Origin of the sequence: Paenibacillus sp. FSL R7-0345 (assembly GCF_038595055.1) — a bacterium.
Classification (GTDB): Bacteria; Bacillota; Bacilli; order Paenibacillales; family Paenibacillaceae; genus Paenibacillus_AQ.
The window spans coordinates 2,540,365-2,563,409 of record NZ_CP152002.1 but is presented as its reverse complement, the minus strand read 5'-3'; the positions used below and the strand labels follow the sequence as shown (position 1 = coordinate 2,563,409).

The 23,045-nt window shown below is 54.5% G+C and carries 20 protein-coding genes and 1 tRNA gene; 7 read left to right on the top strand and 14 right to left on the bottom strand.

Going from position 1 to position 23,045, the window contains the following annotated elements; all coding sequences use genetic code 11:
* The first annotated feature begins 40 nt into the window (after nucleotides 1-40).
* Both NST84_RS10690 and NST84_RS10685 read left to right on the top strand, forming a co-directional pair.
* Complete coding sequence (locus NST84_RS10690; protein WP_342565549.1) at nucleotides 41-373, top strand: PadR family transcriptional regulator; 333 nt, start codon at nucleotides 41-43, stop codon at nucleotides 371-373.
* Nucleotides 370-1,524, top strand: coding sequence for a DUF2812 domain-containing protein (locus NST84_RS10685; protein ID WP_342565548.1), 1,155 nt, complete (start codon nucleotides 370-372; stop codon nucleotides 1,522-1,524). The genes NST84_RS10690 and NST84_RS10685 overlap by 4 nt, the downstream gene beginning before the upstream one ends.
* A gap of 60 nt (nucleotides 1,525-1,584) precedes the next feature.
* On the opposite strand, the gene NST84_RS10680 is transcribed toward NST84_RS10685, so the two are convergent.
* Nucleotides 1,585-2,043: a MarR family transcriptional regulator gene (locus NST84_RS10680; RefSeq protein ID WP_342566398.1), complete on the bottom strand. Its 459-nt coding sequence runs from the start codon at nucleotides 2,041-2,043 to the stop codon at nucleotides 1,585-1,587.
* A 124-nt stretch (nucleotides 2,044-2,167) separates the two neighbouring features.
* Between NST84_RS10680 and NST84_RS10675 the strand changes: the two genes are divergently transcribed.
* A complete protein-coding gene (locus tag NST84_RS10675) occupies nucleotides 2,168-3,049 on the top strand; it encodes an SDR family NAD(P)-dependent oxidoreductase (RefSeq protein ID WP_342565547.1) in 882 nt (293 codons plus the stop codon).
* Here the strand turns inward: NST84_RS10675 and NST84_RS10670 are convergent.
* From NST84_RS10670 to NST84_RS10660, 3 genes are all read right to left on the bottom strand, one after another.
* Complete coding sequence (locus NST84_RS10670; protein WP_342566397.1) at nucleotides 3,046-4,245, bottom strand: MFS transporter; 1,200 nt, start codon at nucleotides 4,243-4,245, stop codon at nucleotides 3,046-3,048. The two genes, NST84_RS10675 and NST84_RS10670, sit on opposite strands and share 4 nt — an antisense overlap.
* Before the next feature lie 115 nt (nucleotides 4,246-4,360).
* Complete coding sequence (locus tag NST84_RS10665) at nucleotides 4,361-5,386, bottom strand: ROK family protein (protein ID WP_342565546.1); 1,026 nt, start codon at nucleotides 5,384-5,386, stop codon at nucleotides 4,361-4,363.
* Between the two features lie 191 nt (nucleotides 5,387-5,577).
* Nucleotides 5,578-5,661 (bottom strand) — tRNA-Leu (locus tag NST84_RS10660).
* A gap of 178 nt (nucleotides 5,662-5,839) precedes the next feature.
* Between NST84_RS10660 and NST84_RS10655 the strand changes: the two genes are divergently transcribed.
* On the top strand, nucleotides 5,840-6,295 hold the full coding sequence (locus NST84_RS10655; protein ID WP_342565545.1) for a hypothetical protein: 456 nt from the start codon (nucleotides 5,840-5,842) through the stop codon (nucleotides 6,293-6,295).
* A gap of 92 nt (nucleotides 6,296-6,387) precedes the next feature.
* Here NST84_RS10655 and ltrA read toward each other — a convergent pair whose 3' ends face one another.
* The 4 genes from ltrA to NST84_RS10635 all read right to left on the bottom strand — a co-directional run bounded on the left by ltrA (nucleotide 6,388) and on the right by NST84_RS10635 (nucleotide 9,575).
* On the bottom strand, nucleotides 6,388-7,788 hold the full coding sequence (gene ltrA / locus NST84_RS10650; RefSeq protein WP_342561760.1) for a group II intron reverse transcriptase/maturase: 1,401 nt from the start codon (nucleotides 7,786-7,788) through the stop codon (nucleotides 6,388-6,390).
* 488 nt (nucleotides 7,789-8,276) lie between these two features.
* Nucleotides 8,277-8,495 carry a hypothetical protein gene (locus NST84_RS10645; protein ID WP_277470584.1) on the bottom strand — a complete coding sequence of 73 codons (219 nt, stop codon included), beginning with the start codon at nucleotides 8,493-8,495 and terminating at the stop codon, nucleotides 8,277-8,279.
* Between the two features lie 85 nt (nucleotides 8,496-8,580).
* Nucleotides 8,581-8,898, bottom strand: coding sequence for a hypothetical protein (locus NST84_RS10640; RefSeq protein ID WP_068728180.1), 318 nt, complete (start codon nucleotides 8,896-8,898; stop codon nucleotides 8,581-8,583).
* 104 nt (nucleotides 8,899-9,002) lie between these two features.
* A complete protein-coding gene (locus tag NST84_RS10635) occupies nucleotides 9,003-9,575 on the bottom strand; it encodes a xanthine phosphoribosyltransferase (protein ID WP_342565544.1) in 573 nt (190 codons plus the stop codon).
* 179 nt (nucleotides 9,576-9,754) lie between these two features.
* On the opposite strand from NST84_RS10635, the gene NST84_RS10630 reads away from it, so the two are divergent.
* A complete protein-coding gene (locus NST84_RS10630; protein ID WP_342565543.1) occupies nucleotides 9,755-10,870 on the top strand; it encodes a hypothetical protein in 1,116 nt (371 codons plus the stop codon).
* Between the two features lie 66 nt (nucleotides 10,871-10,936).
* On the opposite strand, the gene NST84_RS10625 is transcribed toward NST84_RS10630, so the two are convergent.
* The 3 genes from NST84_RS10625 to NST84_RS10615 form a co-directional block, all read right to left on the bottom strand.
* The gene (locus tag NST84_RS10625) at nucleotides 10,937-14,179 is read right to left on the bottom strand and encodes an AAA family ATPase (RefSeq protein ID WP_342565542.1); all 3,243 of its coding nucleotides are present in this window, start codon (nucleotides 14,177-14,179) and stop codon (nucleotides 10,937-10,939) included.
* A gap of 68 nt (nucleotides 14,180-14,247) precedes the next feature.
* Complete coding sequence (locus tag NST84_RS10620; RefSeq protein ID WP_342565541.1) at nucleotides 14,248-15,603, bottom strand: DNA repair exonuclease; 1,356 nt, start codon at nucleotides 15,601-15,603, stop codon at nucleotides 14,248-14,250.
* A gap of 5 nt (nucleotides 15,604-15,608) precedes the next feature.
* A complete protein-coding gene (locus NST84_RS10615; protein WP_342565540.1) occupies nucleotides 15,609-16,745 on the bottom strand; it encodes a glycosyltransferase family 4 protein in 1,137 nt (378 codons plus the stop codon).
* A gap of 185 nt (nucleotides 16,746-16,930) precedes the next feature.
* Between NST84_RS10615 and NST84_RS10610 the strand changes: the two genes are divergently transcribed.
* On the top strand, nucleotides 16,931-18,322 hold the full coding sequence (locus NST84_RS10610) for an RsmB/NOP family class I SAM-dependent RNA methyltransferase (protein ID WP_342565539.1): 1,392 nt from the start codon (nucleotides 16,931-16,933) through the stop codon (nucleotides 18,320-18,322).
* Nucleotides 18,323-18,438: 116 nt separating this feature from the next.
* Nucleotides 18,439-18,528, top strand: a complete 90-nt coding sequence (locus NST84_RS10605; protein ID WP_198536574.1) for a sporulation protein YjcZ — start codon at nucleotides 18,439-18,441, stop codon at nucleotides 18,526-18,528.
* A gap of 1,295 nt (nucleotides 18,529-19,823) precedes the next feature.
* Here NST84_RS10605 and NST84_RS10600 read toward each other — a convergent pair.
* The 3 genes from NST84_RS10600 to NST84_RS10590 form a co-directional block, all read right to left on the bottom strand.
* Nucleotides 19,824-20,621, bottom strand: a complete 798-nt coding sequence (locus NST84_RS10600) for an HAD family hydrolase (protein ID WP_342565538.1) — start codon at nucleotides 20,619-20,621, stop codon at nucleotides 19,824-19,826.
* A gap of 127 nt (nucleotides 20,622-20,748) precedes the next feature.
* A complete protein-coding gene (locus NST84_RS10595) occupies nucleotides 20,749-21,519 on the bottom strand; it encodes a pseudouridine synthase (RefSeq protein WP_342565537.1) in 771 nt (256 codons plus the stop codon).
* 2 nt (nucleotides 21,520-21,521) lie between these two features.
* A complete protein-coding gene (locus NST84_RS10590) occupies nucleotides 21,522-23,039 on the bottom strand; it encodes an RsmB/NOP family class I SAM-dependent RNA methyltransferase (RefSeq protein WP_342565536.1) in 1,518 nt (505 codons plus the stop codon).
* Nucleotides 23,040-23,045 lie beyond the last annotated feature (6 nt).

Below are 23,045 nucleotides of genomic sequence, written 5' to 3'. Positions count from 1 at the left end.
ACATAATAACTATGCTGAATGACAGGAAAAGGTGATCAGGATGTCCGCAACCGAGAAGCTGCTTAAAAAATATGTACCGATGACCGAAACCGCATTTTATATTCTGCTCTCCCTGTCCAGACCGCGCCACGGCTACGGAATTGTGAAGCATGTGGAGGAGCTGTCGGGCGGGCGGCTCAAACTCGGCTCCGGAACGGTTTACGGAACATTGACCAAAATGAACAAGGACGGGCTGATCACCGTGTTTGCCGATGAGGAACGAAAAACCGTCTACGAGGTGTCTGTAGAGGGCAAAAAAGTGATGACTGCGGAAATCAGCAGACTCAAGGAGCTGCACCGTAACGCCATCGCCTGCGAGGAGGAATTCTATTGAAGACCGTATACCGGCCGTTCTGGAGCTATGATCTGCAGCAGACGGAAGCCTGGTTAAGTGAAATGTCCGCCCAGGGCTGGCTGCCGGCGGGCTGGAATCTTAAGCTCCGGCAGTTTACATTCCGCCGGGATAACCCGGCCCGTCTGACATGGCAGATCAGCTACGATCCGGCAGGCAGTCCGGAGGTTCCGGGGGCTCTGGCCGCCGGCGGTTGGAGGAAGCATATGCAGCAGGGCAAGTGGACTCTGTATGCCAACAGCGGGCAGCCGGAGCAGATCAAGATCTATCCGTCAAGGAAACCGCTGCTTAAGCGGAACCGGAACCACTCCATGCTCTTTACAGGTTTGACCGTATATGCGGCGGCAACGGCGGCAATTCCGTTAGTATTTTTGACCGCTTCAGCCTTAAGCAGCACGCCGGTCCATATCGTACCGAGCCCTATGTGGCTGGTTACCGGTTTGGCTGCTGTCCTAATTCTAATGTTACTGCTGCTTGCCCTCTTGTCCCTGCACAAAATCAGGAAAGAAAATAAGCACTTTTACCATCAAAAGCAAAACCTGCACACGCCTGATTCTCTGCCTCAGTCAACAGGACAGAAAGCCATCCGGCTCAAGCTCGGCTGGATGTATTCCCCGGACCGGCTGGAGAAATGGCTCGAAGCCCAGGAACACAGCGGATATAATTTGTATAAAGTGGGACGTCTGGGCACGCTTTTTTATTTTACCAAAGGCAGCCCGCGGCAGGTCCGTTATCATGCAGATTGCCAGTTCACCGCAGACCCGGATTATTTCGAGCTGCACAGGTCTGCAGGCTGGAAGAACCTCTACACCACCTCCTTTTCCACACAGAAGTGGACTTTATGGAGCAGGGAATACTCCGCCGGGGAGGAGCGCCCGCAGATGTACAGTGATCCTTTCCACCGCCTGAAGCACGCCCGCAGGATTGCCATGTACTATACGCTGCTTTTCCTGCCCATGCTGCTGCTCTACTCTCTAAATTTGACAACCTTCATCAGCGTTATTGGCGGCGACTGGGGGAATAGCACGCTGCTTACGAATATTCTTCTGATGTTCGTTTCCATCATCATCTTCGGCTCGTTTGTGGGCAGAACCTGGCTGTATTACAGACGGCTTAAGCTTAGCCTGAATTAACCGGAAAGGGTGCTCTCCTATGACAGGAAAGCACCCTTTTTTCAGCAATGTTGGAGAAAATCAAGGATTTAAGCCGTTAAACTGCTTAAGCATCTTCACAAAATCATACAGCTGCTCATCCTTCCAGCCAGCGATCCGCTCATAAAAGACAGAACCCTTTTCTTTAAGCGCCTCCGCTGTCATCTGCTGTCCGCGCTCAGTGAGCGAGAGCTGAACGGCCCGCCCGTCCTCCGGAGAGGATTCTCTTCTCACATATCCCAAGGCTTCCAGTTGTTTAATCAGGCGGCTTACCGAACTCCGGTCCATGGCTGTAGATTCCGCCAGCATAGCAGCACTGGCTGGTCCATAAGAATACAACCAGCGTATAAGATGAAAAGCTGCAGGCTGTATAGAAGCATCAAACCTGGCCGCCGCCCTTACATTTATGGCATGTGATGCGCTAAGCAGCGCGTTCAGCTGCTCCCCGAGCGCCGCTTCAAGCGCCTCTCTCCCGGTATCAGGCAAGGTATTTCCCTTCAATTCATTCACCTTTCTTCATTCAGCTTCATAATGAGCCCTCAATATAGTTGACATATATCAACTAAATTATTATGATGGATATATATCAACTATTTAATTATATCATATTAAGGAGACTGAACTCATGCCCACAAATCCCGTTGCAGTTATTACCGGAGCTACAAGCGGCTTAGGGCAGCTGGCTGCTATTGAGCTCGCCCGGCACGGCTTCAGGCTTATTCTGACTGCCAGGAGCAAGGAGCGCGCTGAAGCCACAGCAACCAAAATCAGACAATACACGCCCGGGGCGCAAATCGACTTTTATTACGGTGACCTCTCGTTAATGAAAGATGTCCATAGAGTCGGACAAGAAATCCTGTCAGCACATGCCGTAATCGACGTGCTGTTAAACAATGCCGGGATCCATGCCTTTGAACTAAGAGTCACTGCTGAAGGCTTTGGCGAGATGGTTGCTGTTAACTATTTCGCGCCTTGGCTGCTGACCCAAATCCTTCAACCTTCCTTAATGAAGGCCGGGCAGGCCCGGGTGGTCAATGTTGCCTCTGAAGCTTCACGCCGTCACGGTATATTGCAGCTACCCGGGGATTTAAGCGACACCAGCTCTTTTACAGCCCGAGGTTCATCCGCGCTGTACGGCAAAACCAAACTGCTCAACATTATGTTCACTGCTGAATTGGCCCGCAGATGGACCGGCAGCGGAATCACTGTGAATGCTCTGAATCCGGGATTTAATGTAACCGGCCTTGGTCGTGAGCTCAGGTTCGCCGGTGCAATCGAACGAATGTTAAAAATTCTTCACATTGGCGACCCCTGCAGAGGAACAGATATCATCATCCGGCTCATTCTGGAGCCTGAATACGGTAAAGTAACCGGCGGTTATTTCAATGTCGGAACCGGAAGGTCCATCGAACCGGTCTTCCCGGGTAATGATGCAGTACAGCAGAAAAAACTGTGGGAGGCCACTGAAGACCTGCTGTGTAAGAAAAATGAACGGATGCCAGTCTAGATCAGCTCGCCGCGTTTCTTCAGGAAACGGTATAGCACAAGGCCGCACACCGCGCACAGCAGAGCACACAGCCCGATAAAGCCGTAACCCGCCTGTAGCCCGCGCAGCAGGCCAACCGGGTCATTTTCACCGTACAGCTTTTTCACAGCCTGAATTACAAAGCCGATCACATAGTTTCCGATTACACTGCCCAGTCCCATCATGGTAACCGTAAAAGTAATGGCTGTATCACTCCCGTTAGGATAACGCTTGGCAATAAAGGCCATAACGGTCGGGTAGATCATTGCAATCCCGAGACCCGCTGCCGCAAACAGAAAAGCCAGGGACTCCCCGCCGGCAATCGCCGCAAAGGTACAAACGGCCGCGAAACCCGAGAAAATGATCAGCGAGAGTGTGAAGCCGATTTTATCGGTAACCGGACCCAGCACCAGCCGGCCGACTGAAAACAGCAGGAAGAAAACAGACAGCAGGCCCGAGGCCTTGACGGTATCCCAGTCGTAAGCCTTCTCCAGGAAATTGACCAGCCAGCCGCCGACAGCCAGCTCGGACACAACGCCGAAGGAAAGGATTAATACCATCCACCATAAGGCCGGGTCCCGTCTTAATTCCTTAAAAGGCGTGCGTTGTTCAGCCGGCATATCATCCCCTGGAAAAGAGCTGCGCAGCGCAGTCAGGATCGGAAGCAGTGACAGCGACAGCATCACCAGATACATTCCCCGCCAGTCCAGCTCGTGGCCAAAAAGGTGCACGGACATCATTCCTGTAGCAATCAGAGGAGCAACCGTTGAGCTTAGTCCATAGAAAAAATGGGACAGATTCATCATCGTGCCGACATTTTTGACAAAAATACGTGCCCCCAGAATAGCCAGCGCAATCTCCAGCATCCCGTTGCCGATATACATCAGGAAATAGGATGCGGCAAACGCCGGATAGGCATGGGAGATAAAGATAAAGATACCGGACAACAGCATGGAGCCAAACGAAATAATGCTGGTCGCCTTGATTCCGAATTTTCGTACCAGTATCGCGGTAAACGAACAGGCTATCAGATAACCGAGAGCATTCAGGGACAGCAGGCTCCCCAGCTGCTCCTCGTTCAAAGCAAAATCAAACTGAATCCGCGGAATAGCGGGTCCTTTAATATTTTCCGAAATACCAAAAATGATAAAACCTAAAAAGATCGTCACAAGCTGCATAGCATAGGTTTTATTGAATGTGCGCTGTTTCAACGTGATGGCCTCCTGAATAATTGGATAATAGATGAGCATTGGTGCAAAAAAACCGGATAAACCGTGAGTCTGATCCCGGCAGCTATTTCCGCTCCACAAGCTGCAGCCGGTAAGCCAGACTCTCCAGTGTAAGTGCGGTGATACCGGTGTTGTATTCTTCCTGTGTATCATTTTTGATCAGCAGGTCCGGCAGATGCTCCTCCGGAATGTATTGACGGCAGCTTTCAAGCAGCTCCTCCCTCATCGAAGGGTGAGTCAAATCGCCTGTAACCGCAACCGCAACCGGATTAAGAATCGTAATAATGGAAGACAGCACCTGTGCCGCTACAGGCACAAACGTATCCTTGTTGTGCAGCCTTTCCAGCTGCTCCTCTCGCGGAATTCCAAGCGGAAGGTAAGAAATCTCCCCGGCAAAATGGCTTATTCCCGTCACCATACGCCCGTTAACGATAAAGCCAGCTCCCGGAAAATGATGATCAGGAAAGGTCACGACAGCAAACGGCTGGTCATCCTCCAGATTCTGCAGCTGATAAAAGCCGTACACTGTAGCATTCATATCATTTTCGATGATGAAGTCCATATTGTACTTTTCACCAAGCTGTTCACCCAGCGGTACTCCGGCCAGTGCAGCCACATCGCAAATTCCGATGACCCCGCGCTGAGCGACCCCCGGAATGCCGATGCCGGCTGCTTTTATATTGCTGTATTGCCCGACAAGCTCTCCGGTCAGAGAATCAACTGTATCCGCATCTATGTAGTCAAAATCCCGCGTCCCTTCATCCACTTGCTCACCGGCCAGGTTGACGACAAGATATGTGATTGAATGTCGGCCGCCTTCCGTCTTCACCATCAGGCACAGCACATAAGCATAATCTGCATTGAACATGTACTGTCTCGCAGGACGCCCGCCGCTTGATTCCTCCAGCTCCAATTCCAGCACCTCACCGCTGCGGGCCAGCTCGTTCAGAATACTGCCGCAAGTAGCAACACTCAGCTGCGTCATACCGGCAATGGAGGCCTTCGTGCCTGTACCCGCAGCCTTTAACGAATTTTTAACCAGCTCGACATTCATTTTTTTGACTTGAGCGGTATTATGGGATATTGGCATTGCCGTCTCCTTCCTGTTGCAACAGGTTATTAAAACTATTTTAATAAGTGAAAATATAATGGCTTCGGACGCTGCTGTCAAGGGAATATTTATTAATGGGCCGATACAGACAAAAAGAACAAAGAAGCCCATTTCATGAAAAAAAAAGACCCGAAACCGCCTGAGCGATTATGGGTCTTTCTTCATTAGGATGCGGTCGAGAGGACTCGAACCTCCACGGTATTGCTACCACACGGACCTGAACCGTGCGCGTCTGCCAATTCCGCCACGACCGCAAATTCTGTTGGACCACTCTCGCGGCCACAAGATAGATCTTACCATGTACAAGGATATGAGTCAACACTTTTTTATTTTCATTTCTTTTCATTATTTTTTGGATAATTATTGCTTTTTATTATAAATTCAATGTATAATAAGAACAAAAGTTCGCATACTATAAATGAGGTGATTTATATGGCGACTACTACCAGAACTACTCTGAACACACCAATTATTCCTGAAGATATAACCAAAGACGAACTGTCCCTTGTCAGAAGCTACCTGCTGCTAACATTTATTCATAAAGTATTTGAACGTGATTGCCGTGTAATCGGCAAGAGCGGATTATTCAAGACCCCTCAGCTCTATATGGAGCTGGTTACAAGTGCGACGAAGAAGACTTCGCTGATGCTTCAGGAGGTAACCCGCGAGCTGACCTCCCACAATCTTAAGATCACCACGATCCGCCAGGATCAGAAAGGTGTCGAAGCCTCCTATGCCTGCCGGGGCTATACCGGCGAGATTAATATCCAGTGGCCGGGCTTCCGTAATGAGATGATGCAGCGGATGCGCGCTTATCTTGGACTGAATCCCGAGCTTACAGTGCTGCCCAACAACGAAGGCGTCGAACAGATGGCCTTGTCCATCTGATTGTTATCTGTGTGTAATCGAGTAGGAGGCTGCTCATTAACTGAGCAGCCGACCTCTCACACCACCGTACGTACCGTTCGGTATACGGCGGTTCAACCGCTTAAGTGCAATTTTCGTAAATGCTCGTACTGTGCCGGGAAGTCATAATACCCGGCCTGTGCGAGCTTTTCATTTGTTATCGTACGGGACAGTACCGGGCTTCCGGCTACTCGCCAGTAACCCAGGCGGGAGTTCCCCCATTGGTAGGCCTGCCACTCCGGTATTCCCAGTTTCCGTAGGTTTTGTACCTTTGTTTTGGGCTTTTTCCACTGCTTCCAGATATACATCCGCAGTCTTCTACGCAGCCATTGACTCCAGCTTTGCAAAATTCGCTTTATATCGGCTACATAAAAGTAGCCAATCCAGCCGCGAATGTAGACTTTCACCTTCTCCATCACTTCCCTGACCTTCCTGCCCTGACTGCGACTCGTCAGTTCTTTCAATTTTTTCTTTGCTTTGGCGAGAGATTGACTATGGGCCCGGATATATGCCCCATCCCTGTTCTTCCCCAAGGCAAAGCCAAGAAACTTGAAATGCTTCCGCGCCACTACGCTCACGACCTTACTCTTCTCCGTGTTCATCTGGAGTTTTAGTTTGTTCTCCAGGTACTTCCGGCAGGATTCCAGAAGCCGCGTCGCTGCCCGTTTGCTTTTCGCTAGTACCACGATGTCATCTGCATACCGAATCACGTTCACTCCACGGCTGTTCATTTCCTGGTCGAATTCATTCAGGTAAATATTCGCAAGCAGTGGAGATAAGGGGCCTCCTTGCGGAGAACCTTCCTCTGTTTTGCTATGCACCCCGTTCTCCATAACTCCACTTTTCAGATACTTCTTAATCAGCTCGGTTACACGGTGATCCGGGATTTGCTTACGTAGCAGATTCATTAGCAGTTCATGGTTCAGGGTGTCAAAATATTTGGAGAGGTCGATTTCGACTGCGTGGCTATAGCCTTGCTGTGCGTAATCTTTCACCTTGCGGATGGCTTGCTGCGCACTCCGCCCGGGGCGGTAGCCGTAACTTCCGTCTGCGAAGAGCGGCTCAAACAAGGGCTGTAGCTGCTGGGCAATCGCCTGTTGAATCACGCGGTCTATCACCGTAGGGATGCCAAGCTTCCGCACTCCACTTCCATCTGGTTTGGGGATTTCTTTGCGCCGTACCGGGCTAGGCTTGTACCGGCCCTCCCGGATGCTTTGCAAAAGCTCGTCCTTGTGTTCCTGCAGCCAGGGCAGCGCCTCTTCGACGGTCATTCCGTCGATTCCTGGCGCGCCATGGTTGCGTCTGACCTGCTTGTAGGCTCTGTTCAGATTATCTCTGTCCAGAATCTGCTCGAGCAGGTCCATTGCACCGCCTCTTTCTCTACGTTCCCGAATGCCGGCACTCCGCACTCCCGCATACTCTTCGCGTTCCACGCTATCCCTTTGCGGGCAGCCCTTTCGGTATTCTGCTTTCATCGCGCCAGCTCTCCTTCCGGTCTGTACTCGAGACTTACGATTGTTCGGCCCTTCCCGCGAGAAAAAAAAAAGTTTCCCGGTACTATGGCCTCTGCTGACTTCTCACAGCAAGCTTTACTCCGTCGTTCGGATTTTTTTCCTACCGGACGTCTGTGAGACCTCCCCGGGTAAGAGCGATAACCTTCCCCTCATCTATCTGCCACATTTACATGCTGGGATTCGGGCAGTATTGGACTTCGCTTTATGTAGCAAGCTCGTCCGTCCCAGTATGCCTTGTATGTGATTTCTGTTCGTCAGACCGAGGGTTTGCCTCCGGCTTCCTTCAGATTCCGCCTCGCGGCGGACACCCTTGCCTTTGGCTAACAGTTCCTACTGCCAAGCCTGTAGCGGACTTTCACCGCCTAGTTATCGCCCATGCCGGGCGCACTACAGCAGAGAAGCCCCGTCCATACCCGGACGGGGCTTCTCTGCGTTTAACGCGTTCTATCTTATAAATCCTCCAGCCCTTTGCGCGGCTCGGAATACGGCTGAAAAATGTAATTGCGGTCGAGCTTCACTACATGCTTATTTGGACGGCGTACCATCACCTGGGTCTCATTCCAGGCCAGGATTATGCCTCTTACATCATTGCTCTGGATTGCGTCACGAATGACACGCACCTTCTCACCGGACAACCGGTAAGCATCCAATTCTTCATCACTGATCATGTCCCTAACCCTCCTTAACAAATAGCTTGTCTCTTCAAAAAAAGACCCAAATGAGAATCCATTTGGGCCTTGCTTGACTAAGATCCTATATCAGCGCTTCATTCTTCTCAAACCAGAAATCAAGAACTTTAGCGGACATCACACGTTGCTCCAGGTATTCCACCTGATTATCTGTGAAATTCTCTTTCCAGTTGAATTCCAGCTCTTGGCACAGACTGGTGATCGTTAAAAGTTCCGACCAGGCAACATAACGCTTATACCAGAAAAATTGAGGATGTTCAATCATATAGGGATACAGATCGTCGAACTCTGTGTGTTTACAATCCAAAGCACGCTCGAAATGATCCTTGGCCTCGGTTAGTTTATCAATAAAAAATTGCTCTGTCACCGGTTCTTTCCCCATTGTGACGCCTCCTCTCCTATGTCTAATCCTTATTATAAAGGAAAACTTATAGGGTGAAAAGAAGATGTTTTAAAAATAGGCTATGTTCCTTTAATTGTCACCAATTAATCGGCGAAATGAATCTTCCCGTCTTCAAGCGAAGTAATGCGGACGAGTGATTCCAGACGGGTTCCCTGTTCTCTGATCGTACGGGCTCCTGCCTGGAAGCATTTCTCCACGACTACCCCCATCCCGGCCAGCTCAGCCCCGGAACGCTGGATAATCTTGATCAGACCGCGCGCAGCGTCACCGTTAGCAATAATATCATCAATAAAAAGGACCTTATCTTCCGGTGAGATATATTGACGGGACAGCATAATGTCGGTCACAATCCCTTTTGTAAAAGACGGAACCCGTTCGCACAGCATATCGGGATCAGCCAGCAGTGTTTTTTTGCGGCGGGCAAATACAAGCGGCACCTTCATCTCCAAAGCGGTGGCAAACGCCACGGCAATACCCGAGGATTCCACAGTAACCAACCGCGTGATCCCTGCCTCCGCGAATCTCCCGGCAAACTCCCGTCCCATTTCCATCGTCAGGATCGGATCAACCTGGTGGTTGAGCAGAGCATCCAGCTTCAGCACCTGATCTGAAAGGACAACCCCTTCCTCTAATATCCGCTGTTTCAATACTTCCATGACTTAGTACCCCCATTACCTTAATAATTCCAGACGTTCCACAGCCGATAACGTTTATTTCCCCAGCGCGGAAGTCATGTCCCTCTGGCTATCATCATAACCTGTACTATATGGACTGCACAAGGCAATCCGGCGGGCAAAGCCCATTTTTATAATCACAGCATATAAGGAGTGAAGCCATGAAATCGCATGTCCGCACGCTGCAAATTGCTTTTACCTATATCGGTACTATTGTAGGTGCAGGGTTTGCTACAGGTCAGGAAATTCTCCGTTTTTTTACGCGGTACGGCCATTGGGCCCTGCTTACGATTATGCTCTCGGCGATCCTGTTCATATGGCTCGGCACCAAGATGATGGTTATCGCCCGCCGGATCGGCGCGGATTCCTATGAGGATTTCAACCGCCATCTGTTCGGTGAAAAAGCCGGCAGCCGCATCAGCCTGTTCACGATGGTCATTCTGATCGGGGTCAACAGCATCATGCTGGCTGGCGCCGGCGCTATTTTTCAGGAGCATCTGGGCCTGCCTTATCAGGCGGGGCTGCTGATTACTGTGACCGGCTCGTTTTTTCTGCTGAAGCGCGGGATGTCAGGGATTATGCAGCTTAACAGTCTGGTCGTACCGCTGATGCTTACTCTGTCGCTGATCATCATTTTTAATACATTCGGGCTGCCGGGAGCGGGACGGTTTCTGTTCCTGCAGACAGACAGCAGCACCTTCGGTGCCTGGATGTCACCCTTACTCTACACTGCCTTTAATCTCAGTATGGCCCAGGCTGTGCTTGTCCCGCTGGCACGCCATACTGAGGATGAACAGCCGCTGGTGCGCGGCGGCATTCTGGGCGGGATCGGCATCGGTTTCATGCTGCTTGCTGCACATTTTGCGATGAGCTCACAGATGCCGGGCATTCTGCAATTCGAAGTCCCGATGGGCAGCATCGCCTTCCGGCTCGGCTCCATCGTTCAGCTGATCTATCTGCTGCTGATCTTCCTTGAAATCTTCAGTACCTTCATCGCCAATATATACGGCGTCAGCGTACAGCTGCAGCAGCGTCTGCCTGTCGCCCCTGCCCTGGTCACTCCGCTGCTCATGCTGTTCTGTTATCTGTTCAGTCAATTCGGCTTCAGCTCCCTGCTCGGGGTATTCTACCCGATCTTCGGCGCCCTGGCCCTGGTCTGGGTGAGCATGCTGCTGCGCGCGCCGCTGTCTCCACCTCCTCAGGGACCGGAAGGGAATGGCAAGGCTAAGGGCATAACAATTGTGGCTGTTAAGCCCGTTGTGCGGGGGCGGAAATAAGGGTCAGGAGATTCGAGACAGATAGGGCAAAAACACTGGGGTACGGTTGGTACCCCCCGTGTTTGGCTATACGGAGATGACTGTTGAAGCAGGGATAATCCGCGCTGCTGCTTCCGCAACATGGCGGTGGCAGGTCATCATAATGATCTGGCGGGTTGCCGACAGTCCGCCCAGCAGGGCCAGTGCTGCTGACAGGCGCTGTTCATCAAAATTAACAAACAGATCGTCCAGCATCAGCGGCAGCGTGGTCTGCCGGGTCATTGTTTCGGCCAGGGCCAACCGGATCGCAAGATACAATTGCTCCTGTGTGCCGCGGCTGAGCAGAGCGCTGTCCAGAAGTCCGAAGGTCTCATGCTCTGCTTTTAGCTCCTTATGGCCAAGCGTCATAAGAATTCTCCGGTATTCGCCCCCGGTAAGTGTTGAGAAATAGCCTGATGCCAGCTGCAGCACCTGCGGCTGCTTTTCCTGCTCATAAATCCGTCTTGTCCGCCCGATCAGCTCGGCCGCCAGTGCCGTTACCGCATACTGGCCTGCCAGCTGGCGCAGTGCCGAACGCTGCTCCTCCAGCTGCTGACTGACTGTATCCCCCATGCAGCGTTCCTTCAAATAGTCCTGCTCCTGCAGCAGCTTGCCCCTCTGCTCCAGAAGGATATTCCGCTCTTCTTCCAAGGATAGCGCAGCATTTTCTGCCGCTGATCGTTCCTCTGCAAGCGCAGCAGCATCATACTGCTCCAGCAGCTGCTGCAATTGCTCCGCTCTGCCGCCTTCCCAGCCGGTGAACATTGCCAGCTCCCATTGACGGATCGCTCTAACCAGCTCTGTTCTCTGCTGCACTGCCGAAGCGCGCCGCAGAAAATCCTCACCGTCCGCAGCTCCGCCTTCCTGCAGGAGAGCGCTGCTCCGCTGCACCAGCCCTTCCAGCTGCTGCCGGTTCATGGCCAGCTCCTCATGGATTTCAGCCATCCGGGCCGATAGCCCTTCCCGGCGGAGCAGCTCATTCCGCAGTTCATCCCACTCCCGCTTCCGGTTCTCCAGCCAGCTGAGCAAGGTGGACAGCTGAACTTCGTTACCTGTATCTGCTGTTAAGAAGGCCCCGGGTGCTGAACCTACCGTACTTGCCGATACGGTGTCAGAAGCTAGACTGCTGTCCGTCTGTATCCCGGACTGCCGCAGCAGGGATAAAATCTCATGCTCATAAGCTGTGCACTCCGCTCCAAGCTCACGGAGCCGCTGAGTCAGCTTGCCGTGCTGGCGGAGCAGCTCGTTTCCCTGCTCCACCAGTGCAAACAGATCCGGCAGGCCTTCCGGAGACAAGCCTTCCGGCAGATCGCGCTGACGCAGCCAGTCTGTGTACCGGCCGTCGAGTTCAGCAAACTCTGCCTCGGCACGCTCCAGGTCTTCTGCCAAGGCGCGCTCATGCCCCGCGAGCGCTTCTGTTTCTGTCCGGCACGCATCGCGCTCGCCGGACAGCCGGTCCACGCGCTGCCGCCAGGCGTTCCACGCCTCCATCAGGCGGCGCAGCTCCCGCATGCCGGCCTCAAGCGCGCCGGCATCATTGCCCCCGGCCGTGCTGCGCCCAGGCCGGCCGGTCCCGCTCTCCGGCTCCGCCCCGGAGAGCAGCAGCCCGCGCAGCCGCAGCATCTCCGCTGCGGCCGCTGCGCTGTCCTCCCCGCCGTGCCCCGGCGGGGAGTCCTGCCGGCCCGCTGCGCGCAGGCCGGCCCACAACACCAGGTCCGCGGCGGCCAGCAGGCCGAACGCGGACCAGACGCTGAGCGGCGGGGCACCGCTCAGCTGCAGGGCCGCCGGCAGCAGCAGCGTCAACGCTGCGCCTGAGGCCAGCCCCCGCCGGTAGCGTGCCGTCCGGCGGTCCCCCGGGCCGCTGCGCGGCCCGTCAATGCCGAGCTGCGCTTCGCGCCAGCGCTCGGCGGCCTGCTGCAGCTCGTCCCACAGCTGCAGCACTTCACGCGGGCTGCGCGGAGCGAGGCCCGCGAAATCAGCGCCGCTTGCGTGTTCACGCGCAAGCGAGCGTTCCGCCGCCTGCAGCGCAGCGGCGGCGGCGGCCATGCGGGAGCGGAGGCTCTGCCGCTCCGCTTCCCGGGTCTCCATCCGCCGGTCGTACGCGGCGAATGAGGCGGCAAAGCGCCGCGCAGCCTCGCGCTCGGCTGCAGTAACCGCAAACGCCGCAAGTTCCGCATGACCCCAGCCAGCTCCAATGCTGCGAAGGATGCGCTCCAGATGAGCCTCATGTGCCGCAAGTTCGGCTTCCAGGCGCTGCCGCTCGGCGCGGCGGTCTTTATACCCTGAACGCCCGCGGTCCAGCCGCTCCAGCAAAGGCCCCTGGGCAATGAGCAGCTCGTCCGGCGGATGAAGCGCCAGCTCGGCAGCAAGCTCGTCAAGCTGGCGTTGAAGCCGCTGGACAGCACCAGCCGCATTTCGCGTTTCCGCCTCCAGTGACTGCCAGCGGACCGTGCCGTTGTCCGGAAAATCCGCGATTTCCGGAAGGCTGTCCAGCTCTGACCGGGCCTCACGCCATTTCAGCCACAGCTCACGGATATCAGCCGCTTTACGCAGCAGAGTCAGCCGGCTGCCGGCACGGGTACGCGAGAGCTCAAGCTCAGCCAGCTTCAGCTCCGCAAGCTCCAGTGCAGCCAGATTCGCATTATATTTGGGCAGCAAAGACCGGCTCTCTGCCATCTCGCGCTCCAGCTTCTCGATTCTCTGGAGGATTTTGGCCGCTTCCTGCACTTTGCCCCGCGGCTTATACAGCTTCTCCGCATCCTGAATCAGCCTGCGCTCTGCACGCATAATATCTCCTCCGCCGCCCATACCGGCGTGGAACAGGTAGCTGCCCATTTCCTCAGACTGCAGGGCGCCAAGCTCCTGAAGCTCGTCCAGCGATACCGCGAACAGCTGCCGGAACATGCTCCGCGAGATGCCGCCGAGCAGCCGGCGTTCCAGCTCTTCCTGAGTTGCCTCTTCCGTCCGCCCATCCGGGTAACGGATAGTGACACTCAGCTTTTCGCTCCGGCTCTGCTCTCCGCCGGCAGCGTAGCGCCGGATGATCCAGCGTGCTCCTTCGTTGTCACACGCTGTCAACCCCCCGCCATGCAGGCCGCCCTGTACCGGCTCATACCGCTCCGCGGGATTGGCCCTGCCGGGAATCCCGAACAGCATAGCCCGGATAAATTGCAGTGTAGTGCTTTTACCGGCTTCATTGCGCCCGTACAGTACAGTAACGCCTTCTTTGAGCTCCATCTCCCGCTGCTGCAGCCGGCCGAACCCGCTGATCTGCAACTGTTCAATTTTCATCCCGCATTCCCCCGCTTCTGCCCTGATACAGCTTCTTCAAGCACATGCCGGCTGCTGCTTGCCGTCGGTCACTCGTTTTCTTCACTACCGCCCATCTCAGCAAAAGCCGGATGCTGGCCGCCAGCCCGCACCGCTTCCTCCGCACCGCTCAGCAGTGTAATGCCAAGCTCCTCGGCACTGCGCAGCCAGTCCTGTTTTTCAACACCGTCTATTGCGGTTAGCAGCCTCCGCAGCTCACGGTTCTCCATCAGCGGTTTTAGTGCAGCCGAGAGCAGCTCCTCCAGGCCATCTGCTGTCTCCCCGCTTGTCCCGGAGAGCCGCAGCAGCTCGCCCAGGAAACTGTCCTCCTGAAGCAGCCGCTCCCTGTCAACCGGCAGGCCTGTTTCTACCGCGAAGCCTTCGGTCCACACCAGACCGGCAAAATCCTTTCGTTCGGCACGTGCCGCCTCCCGCCGCTGCAGCTCGGATAGAAGGTCGGCAGCCGCCCCTTTTTCAGACAATATCCTGTGCACCCTTCCCCGGCCGGTTAGCCGGAAGCGCACAACAGACATCAGCTGCGGAAGCTCGCCCCTGATCTCCTCTACCGCCTGTTCAACCGCATTCGTCAACTCCCCCTCATCCGTTAGGCCGTCGATCGGAATTTCCTTCACCTGCCAGCGAACGGTATCCAGCTCCCGGAACCGCAGGTCGGTCAGACCCTCCGGATTCACATCCACTATGTAACACCCTTTAGGGCCTGTCTCCTTGACACTGCGTCCCTGAATGTTGCCCGGATAGACTATAGCCGGACGCTCATGCAGAATGCTGCGCTTATGAATGTGCCCGAGAGCCCAATAATCAAAACTCCGGCTGATCAGATCCTTGCGTGTGCACGGCGAGTAGGTCTCATGCTGCAGATCTCCGTCGACATTACCATGCAAAAGCGCAATATGAAACAGGCTGCTGCCCGGCTTGCGGTTAAACAGCAGTGCCGTATTCTCCGTTACTTTTGCCGTGGGATAAGAAATGCCGCTGATTACTGCCACCTCTGCCCCGTCTCTCCGGCGGCAGGCAACGGCTTGTCCAGCCTCCCCTGCTCCAAACACGGTGACTCCCGCGGGCAGCTCCATACTCAGGCGCGGCCCGTCGAGCGGATCATGGTTGCCGTGAATCAGATAGACCTGAATGCCGTGTCCGGCCAGCTGTTTGAGCGCCTCCTGAAAACGCAGCTGCCCCTGCAGCGAAGCATCCGTAATATCGTATACATCCCCGCTGATGACTACAAAATCGACTTCCTCCTCTACAGCGACGCCAACAAGCCGCCCGAGGGCGGCGAAAGTGGACTCCCGTAAATAGGAGCGTACAGCCTGCGGAAGCTGCGCCAGGCCGACAAAGCGGCTGTCCAGGTGCAGATCAGCAGCATGCAGGAACCGGAAAGGAATCACTTGGCTCACCCCTTTGTTTCAGGCTGGTACTGCAGATAGATTTTTTTAAGCTCATTGGCGACACGGGTCAGGGAATACTGGCTTTTAGCCTTATCCCAGGCAGATCTCGACAGCTCATACCGGTAGCCGGGATCTGAAATTACTTTTTCCAGTGCATCGGCCAGCGCGGTCTGATCATCAGGATTAACCAGCAGGCCGTTCACCCCGTCTTCAATCTGCTCCGGAATCCCTCCGACATTGGTACCCACCAGGGCAAGACAGCTGAGCGCAGCCTCCGCAAACACTGAACCGAATGCCTCCGCCCGTGAGGGCAGGACAAAAATATCAAAAAACGGCATGAACTCCTCAGGATGCAGCGTATAGCCGTAAAAAATCGTTTCATTATAGATTCCGAGCTCCTGCGCCAGTGACTCCAGCTCTCCGCGTGAAGGCCCGTCACCGATAATATGCAGTACATATTCATGTCCGCGGTTTTTCAGCTCTGCACAGGCCCTGAACAGGATATCCAGACCCTTGGCAGGCACCAGACGGGTAACCGTAACCAGCTGCGGAATGCTGTTGTCATGCGGAACCGGCTTAAATCTTTTTTCGTCAAACCCGTTCGGGATAATGCCGATGCCGGCAGGATGATCCGTATAAGGTGTCAGATAATCGGCAAAAGCGCGCGAAACCGTCATCAGCCGGTCACTTACATGCTCAAGTTCGCGGTAAATCGAAACGAGAAACTGGTGCTCCAATCCGCCTTCTTCGATTACACCGTTAAGAATGAGCTCGCGCTCGTAACTGGAGTGCAGCGTTTGAATCAGCGGGATCTCCGGATAAATCTTTTTCATGGCGAGGCCCGCTATCGGATGGTGGGCATGGATCAGATCATACTGCTTGCTCATCCGCAGCTTCGTCCACCAGATGTAATCCCGGTAGGTCTGGATATATTTTTGCACAACCGGACTTTCACCGTACACCGTCCAGTCAAACGTTTCAAAGACAATCTCTTCGCGTCCCTTGTTCCGAATCCGCTTGGGCAGCCAGAACAAATCCATATCCCAGCGGCTGGAGCGGAACCGTTCCTGCAGATAAGGAATCATGGAAGATACGCCACCGGGCTGCTCCGGCGGGAAGAATAGCGCTTGCAGCAAATTCATAAGGTACATCCCCTTTTCGATTGCCCCGATTACGGTGAGACCTGGCAATTATGATATAGTTATATATATGTACATATACAGGCACGTTGAGGTCCCTTACCTTGATTTTATCGGTATCTACCTGAAACAGCAACTAATTAAGAACACTTGCGCCTGTTTTGAAATCAACAAGAGGAGAATGACATATGAACGAAGAACGGCTGCCCGCCGCGTATACCACTGCCATGAAAGAGCTGCTGGGGCAGGAGGCGGACGCTTTTCTGCACAGCTATCGCTTGCCGCGGACCCAGGGCTTGCGGTTTAACACTCTAAAAAACACCCCCGGCAGCGCCCCGGCCGCCAAGGCAATCGCGCAGTTTGGCCTGACGCCTGTTCCCTGGTGTCCTGCAGGTTATTATTATGAAGACCCGGCCCGGCCGGGCAGACACCCCTTCCATACCGCCGGACTATATTATATTCAGGAACCGTCGGCAATGTCCGCGGCCGAGCTATTGGCACCGCAGCCCGGTGAAACCGTGCTTGATCTGGCCGCTGCGCCAGGCGGCAAAACAACCCACCTGGCCTCCCTGATGCAGGGTCAGGGCCTGCTTGTCTCCAATGAGATTCATCCCGAACGGGCCAAAATTCTGGCCGAGAACGTCGAACGGCTCGGTATTCCCCATGCACTCGTAACCAGCGCTGCGCCGGACAAGCTGTCCCTGCGGTTTCCGGAGGTATTTGACCGGATTATGCTTGATGCCCCGTGCTCCGGTGAGGGCATGTTCCGCAAGGATGAGGGAGCCATCCGTGAGTGGTCACCCGATCATGTCCGGATGTGCGCTTCCAGGCAGTGGGATATTTTGCAGGATGCCTATATTATGCTGAAGCCGGGCGGCAGTATGGTCTACTCGACCTGTACCTTTAACCGTCAGGAGAACGAAGAGACAATCGGCCGGTTTACCGCTGCTTATCCCGATATGGAGCTGATTACCGCCAAACGGCTGTGGCCGCATCTGGAAAAAGGCGAGGGACATTTCGTCGCGCTGCTGCATAAAGCAGCAGGATCCGGGGAAGCGGACAGCTTCCGCAATAAACGCAGCAACGGCAAAAGCAAAAACGGCCCGCGTGTGAATGCCTCAGTCCGCGATGCATACCAGCAGTTTCTGGACTGGACCGCCAAAGAGCTGCCCGGTTACAGCTTCCAGGGCTTGCCTGTACTGTTCGGAGAATCACTTTATCTGCTGCCTGAAGCGTTTAATGAGCGTCTGCACACCGGTCTGCTGGAGGGCCTCAAGGTACCCCGTGCCGGACTGCATATTGCCCATCTGAAAAAAAACCGCATCGAACCGGCCCATGCCCTGGCCATGGCTCTTTCACCAGAGCAGGCTGCGCGCAGCTTCGACCTGTCAGCGGACAGCCTGGATATTCACGCCTGGCTGCGCGGCGAGAGCCTGCCCGTTCCTGCTGAGCTTCATGGCTGGACGCTCGTCACCGTGGATGGCCTGCCCGTCGGCTGGGGCAAAGCCAGCTCAGGCCAGCTGAAGAACCATCTGCCCAAGGGCCTGAGAATTCTAAAAGCCCATATTGACGAGGTGTAGGCAGCTAACCAGTTCACACCTCCCTCATATGCATATGATGTCATTATCCCAAGGACGCCGCAGCCGCAGCAGGCGCGGTAATGGGAACCAGACATGAGTTAAGGGAGGAATCAGACATGGGTGCAATGCCAGGCTTTACTTCGACCGGTGCAATTTTGGTGCTCTTTATCCTGCTCGTCATCATTTCCCGTTCGTTGTTTGTCTAATTCCGTCCGCAGTAATGCGACAGTGACACCAAGCGGCCGCGCCGCCCTTCCAGGGCAGTGCCGCCGCTATTTGGCGTTTCCGTTTCCCGCCACTTACTCTTTCGACGATCCGCCACCCGCACTTGGTTCGTCTACACTAACTAGTCTCCACTAACCAGCCTCCACTCCTGCTCCATACCACACACCCTTCATTTTCTTATACCTACACTCCAGACCAAACTCTTCATTTACTGAATACCCACTCTCATCTTCACTTCAACTCATTTTCACCCTTCTGCTTTCCACGCTCCATTCCCTACTAACTACACTAATTTCCACATTATCAATGCCTACACTTCACCATTACGTACACTTCACTTCCCCTTGTTCTCGCTTTCCATTCTCCACATCCGCTCCCCCACTACCTACTCCATTTTCACAGTATCAAAAAACTCCATTTCTCTTCCGCGCTTCCCCTTCTGCCTCTAATACCTGGCTCCACTTCTCACTACCTGCTCTGCATTTACCTTTTCCACTCTCTATCCCCACCATCCATGCTCCGTACTCTCTCGTTGCTCATGTTGCGTTGTTTACAAATTCCATTTCAGCCTATCTAGTTGGATTTTTGCTACTTAATTTCTCGATTTTCGAACATTTCTAAGTACTAAGTGGAAAAAAGACATCTAATTTAGCCTGCAGACCCCCTTTAGCGCTAAAATCGCATAATTAAGTAGCATTTTTCCACCTAGTGTTTCAATTATGTTGTTTAATGAATTTTTAAGCAGCAAATTTCCACTTAGTTATGTCGGCGGCCTAGAAAACGGAGCTGAAATAGCAGAAACGGAGACAATACACCCTAAATTCCGCCCTTTGTCCTTAGCCTTCAACCTCAACGCTTCATTGCCTCACCGCTCATACCCTCCGCCGCATTGCCTTATCACTTCACTTCCTCACTTCCTCACTTCCCCCACTTGCCACTGACTCACTGCCCCACTGACTCACCCCCTTTCTGCCGCACCGCACCACCTCACCGTCCCAACGCCTCATAATCATAGCCAATCCGCTTCCCCAGCAAAAAAGCTAATATTAGTCGAACCAATTCGCCTGCAGTTAACACATACCGAAGCTTTTATCCAGCACGTTTTATCCAATACCGTTTTATCCAGCACAATTTCACCGGCCCTCTCCATCCTTCCTCATCTATCCGCACCCCTTCTCCCCATCACCTTCCAACCAGACAAAAAAAAGCATAAACCAACGCCATCCGGCACTGGTTTATGCTTAAAAGGATTATAAGGCAATAAGGGGGAGAGTTACTAGAGGCAATATTTCACAAGTGCATCCCGCACGCCGTGCTCATTGTTTGTTCCTGTAATTGCATCAGCGGCCGCTTTAACCTCAACCGGAGCATTATCTACGGCAACGCCCAGGCCCGCATAGGTCAGCATGGAGATATCATTGTAGTAGTTACCGATAGACATTACTTCTTCCTGCGCGATCCCGAGCCTTGCGGCTAGATTCTTGAGGGCATTGCCTTTTGAAGCTTCGTGATGCATGAAATCGGCAAAAAACTCTCCGCTGCGCAGCATATTATACTGCTGGGTCCAGGTGCCCCATTCCCGCATTGCTTCATCCAGCACCGCTGACTTGGTGAATACCGTGAATTTGACGATCGGCTCGCGGAATTCCTCCCATGCCGGCAGAGAGGCCGGCATAATCCGGAAGTGCTCATACATATAGTTGGCTTCCTTGGTCAGGTTCTCCACGTTGTCCACGTACATCTCGAAGGCTGTGCTGACATCGAAATGAATGTCATGCTTCCGGCAGTATTCGATATAGGGGTCGAGGCCGCGGCCGTCCATCCCGTATTGATCAAGCACCTTGCGGTCACTGACCGATACCGTTGCACCCCCGTTGTGGCCGAGGACATAGCCCGTCAGCCCCAGCTCCTCCATAAAAGGAATCGAGTTCTGCGGGCTGCGGCCCGTACATAATACGATTTGGCCTCCCCGGCGCGTAACCTCGGCGATCGCCTCTTTATTTTCATCACTCAGCTTATGGTCATCATTCAGCAGCGTTCCGTCAACGTCCAGCGCAATCAGCTTGTATTTCATACTCCACCATCCTTGTCTGTCTATTTCTATCCGGCTGTATTAAGCAAGCTTAGCTTATCAAACCCAGGTCAATGATAACCCGTCATTATATTAAGCTTATATAAAATCATCCTGAAAGCTCCCGGGGTCAATCTGCGGACGTTTCCGCCCCGCCGGTTAACAATGCAAGCTCAGCATGGGTCAGCTCCCGGCAGGAGCCCAGCGGCAGGCTCTCATCCAGCTTCAGCTCACCCATCGAGACCCGCTTCAGAAACGTCACTTTTTTGCCGACAGCGATAAACATCCGTTTTACCTGATGGAACTTGCCTTCCGTAATCGTCAGCGAAATGTACGAGATGGTCTTGCTTCCGCGCTCGCGGCTAAGAATGCTCAGCTGTGCGGGCAGGGTCACGTAACCGTCCTCCAGCTCAACCCCTTTGGCAAAAGCCTCCACATCCGCAGCATCCACATCCCCCTCTACTGTAGCCTCATAGGTCTTAGGCACATGCTTGCGGGGGGAGAGCAGCTCATGGGCCAGCTTGCCGTCATTCGTAAGCAGCAGGAGCCCAACCGTATCCTTATCCAGCCTGCCGACCGGAAAAGGCTCGAACAGGGCATGCTGGGGCTTCAGTAAATCCAGTACCGTCCGGTCCCGTTTATCCTCGGTTGCTGACAGGACACCTGCGGGCTTGTTCATCATCAGATAAATAAATTCCCGGTAGCGGACAATCTCACCGGCCACCTCAATGGTATCCTGGTAGGGATCAACATGAAAACCGCTATCTTTAACCACGGCTCCATTTACAGTGATAAGGCCCTGTTTGGCCTGCTTGCGGATATCGCTGCGTGAACCGACGCCCATATGGGACAGCACTTTATCAATGCGCTGCTTTTTTCCGGCATTTCCTGGTGCGCTCATACCTAGGTCCACCTCCATCCTGCGGGATATTCATTCTTCAGCATACCGTCCTGCCATTTGCCCCAGCCCGCACTGAATCCGTCGATGCAGACCAGGACATATCCTTTGGGGGGAATTCCAGGCTGCACAGTCAGCCGCTGCTCAGGAGCAGCTAGCGTCTCGCCTTTCAGGTAGGACACAGCTTCGCCGCTTGTGCTGTCCAGCGACAGGCTGCGGATGCACTCGGACGGCTTCAACGCTGTAGCCAGCGGATGGCCGGGAATGAACCGGCCGCTGCGCAGCTGGCCCATATACCAGCCCGGACGGATGGTTTTGAGTCCGTCCAGGGCTGAGGAGGGGAGCGGCGAGAGATACAGATGCTCGCCGAACAGCACCGGGTAGCCGGCCGGCTGCCAGCCGAGCTGCTCCCGGCAGAACCCGGCGAATGCGGCCAGCGCCGCCTCCTCGCCGGAGCCCTGCGGCCGCTGCCCGCGCGCGCCGCCGCCCTTGCCTTGACCGCGGCCGCCTTTGGCCTCGCGGTCCCTGCCACCGCCCGCCTTGACCGGCCGGGCGGCTGAACCGCCCTTGCTGCGCACGGAAACCGGGAGCGCGGTATCCGCGTCCCCGGCACTTCCTGGCGCAGCAGCACTGCCTTCATGGCGCAGCACCGCCATGAAATGGCCCTCGCCCTTGACCTTGTGCGGCCACAGCCGCGCGGCCTCGGGCAGCCCGTCAATTCCCGGCGAGAACCAGCCGGAACCTCCCGCCGGGACAGCTGTAAACTCCGGATGCCCGGCGAGGAATTCCAGAATCGATCCTTCGTTCTCTTCCGGAGCGAAGGTGCAGGTCGAATACACAATCGTCCCGCCCGGCTTCAGCGCCGACGCTGCCGCGAGCAGGATCTCCCGCTGCATATCCGCATACTTCTTGGGCGTTCCCGGCTCCCACTGCTTGACCATGTCTTCATCTTTACGGAACATGCCTTCACCGGAGCAGGGGGCATCGATCAGAATCCGGTCAAAAAAGCCCGGGAAAGACGCAGCAATCCGCTCCGGGCTCTCATTAAGCACGATGCCGTTTCTTACGCCGTACAGCTCCAGATTTTTGGCGAGTGCCTTGGTCCGGTCCGGATGGAGATCATTGCTGATCAGCAGTCCTGTGCCCTGCAGCTTGGCAGCGATCTGGGTGGACTTGCCGCCGGGGGCGGCGCAGAGGTCCAGCACCCGGTCACCCGGCTGGACATCCAGCAGTTCAACCGGCGCCATCGCGCTAGGCTCCTGAATGTAATACAAGCCGGTATGATAATAAGGATGCTTGCCCGGACGGGCACCGTCTTCCGTATAGAAGCCTGTAGGACACCAAGGGATCGGCTCAAGCCGGAACGGCGAGATTTCCAGCAGCTCCTGAACGGTGATCTTCAATGTATTGACACGGATACCCGCATAAGGTGTCTCCTTATAGGTTTCCGCAAATTGCTCATATTCTGTTCCCAGCAGCTCCTTCATCCGCTCTGTGAAAGTGCCGGGCAGTTGTGCTGCCATGATGCC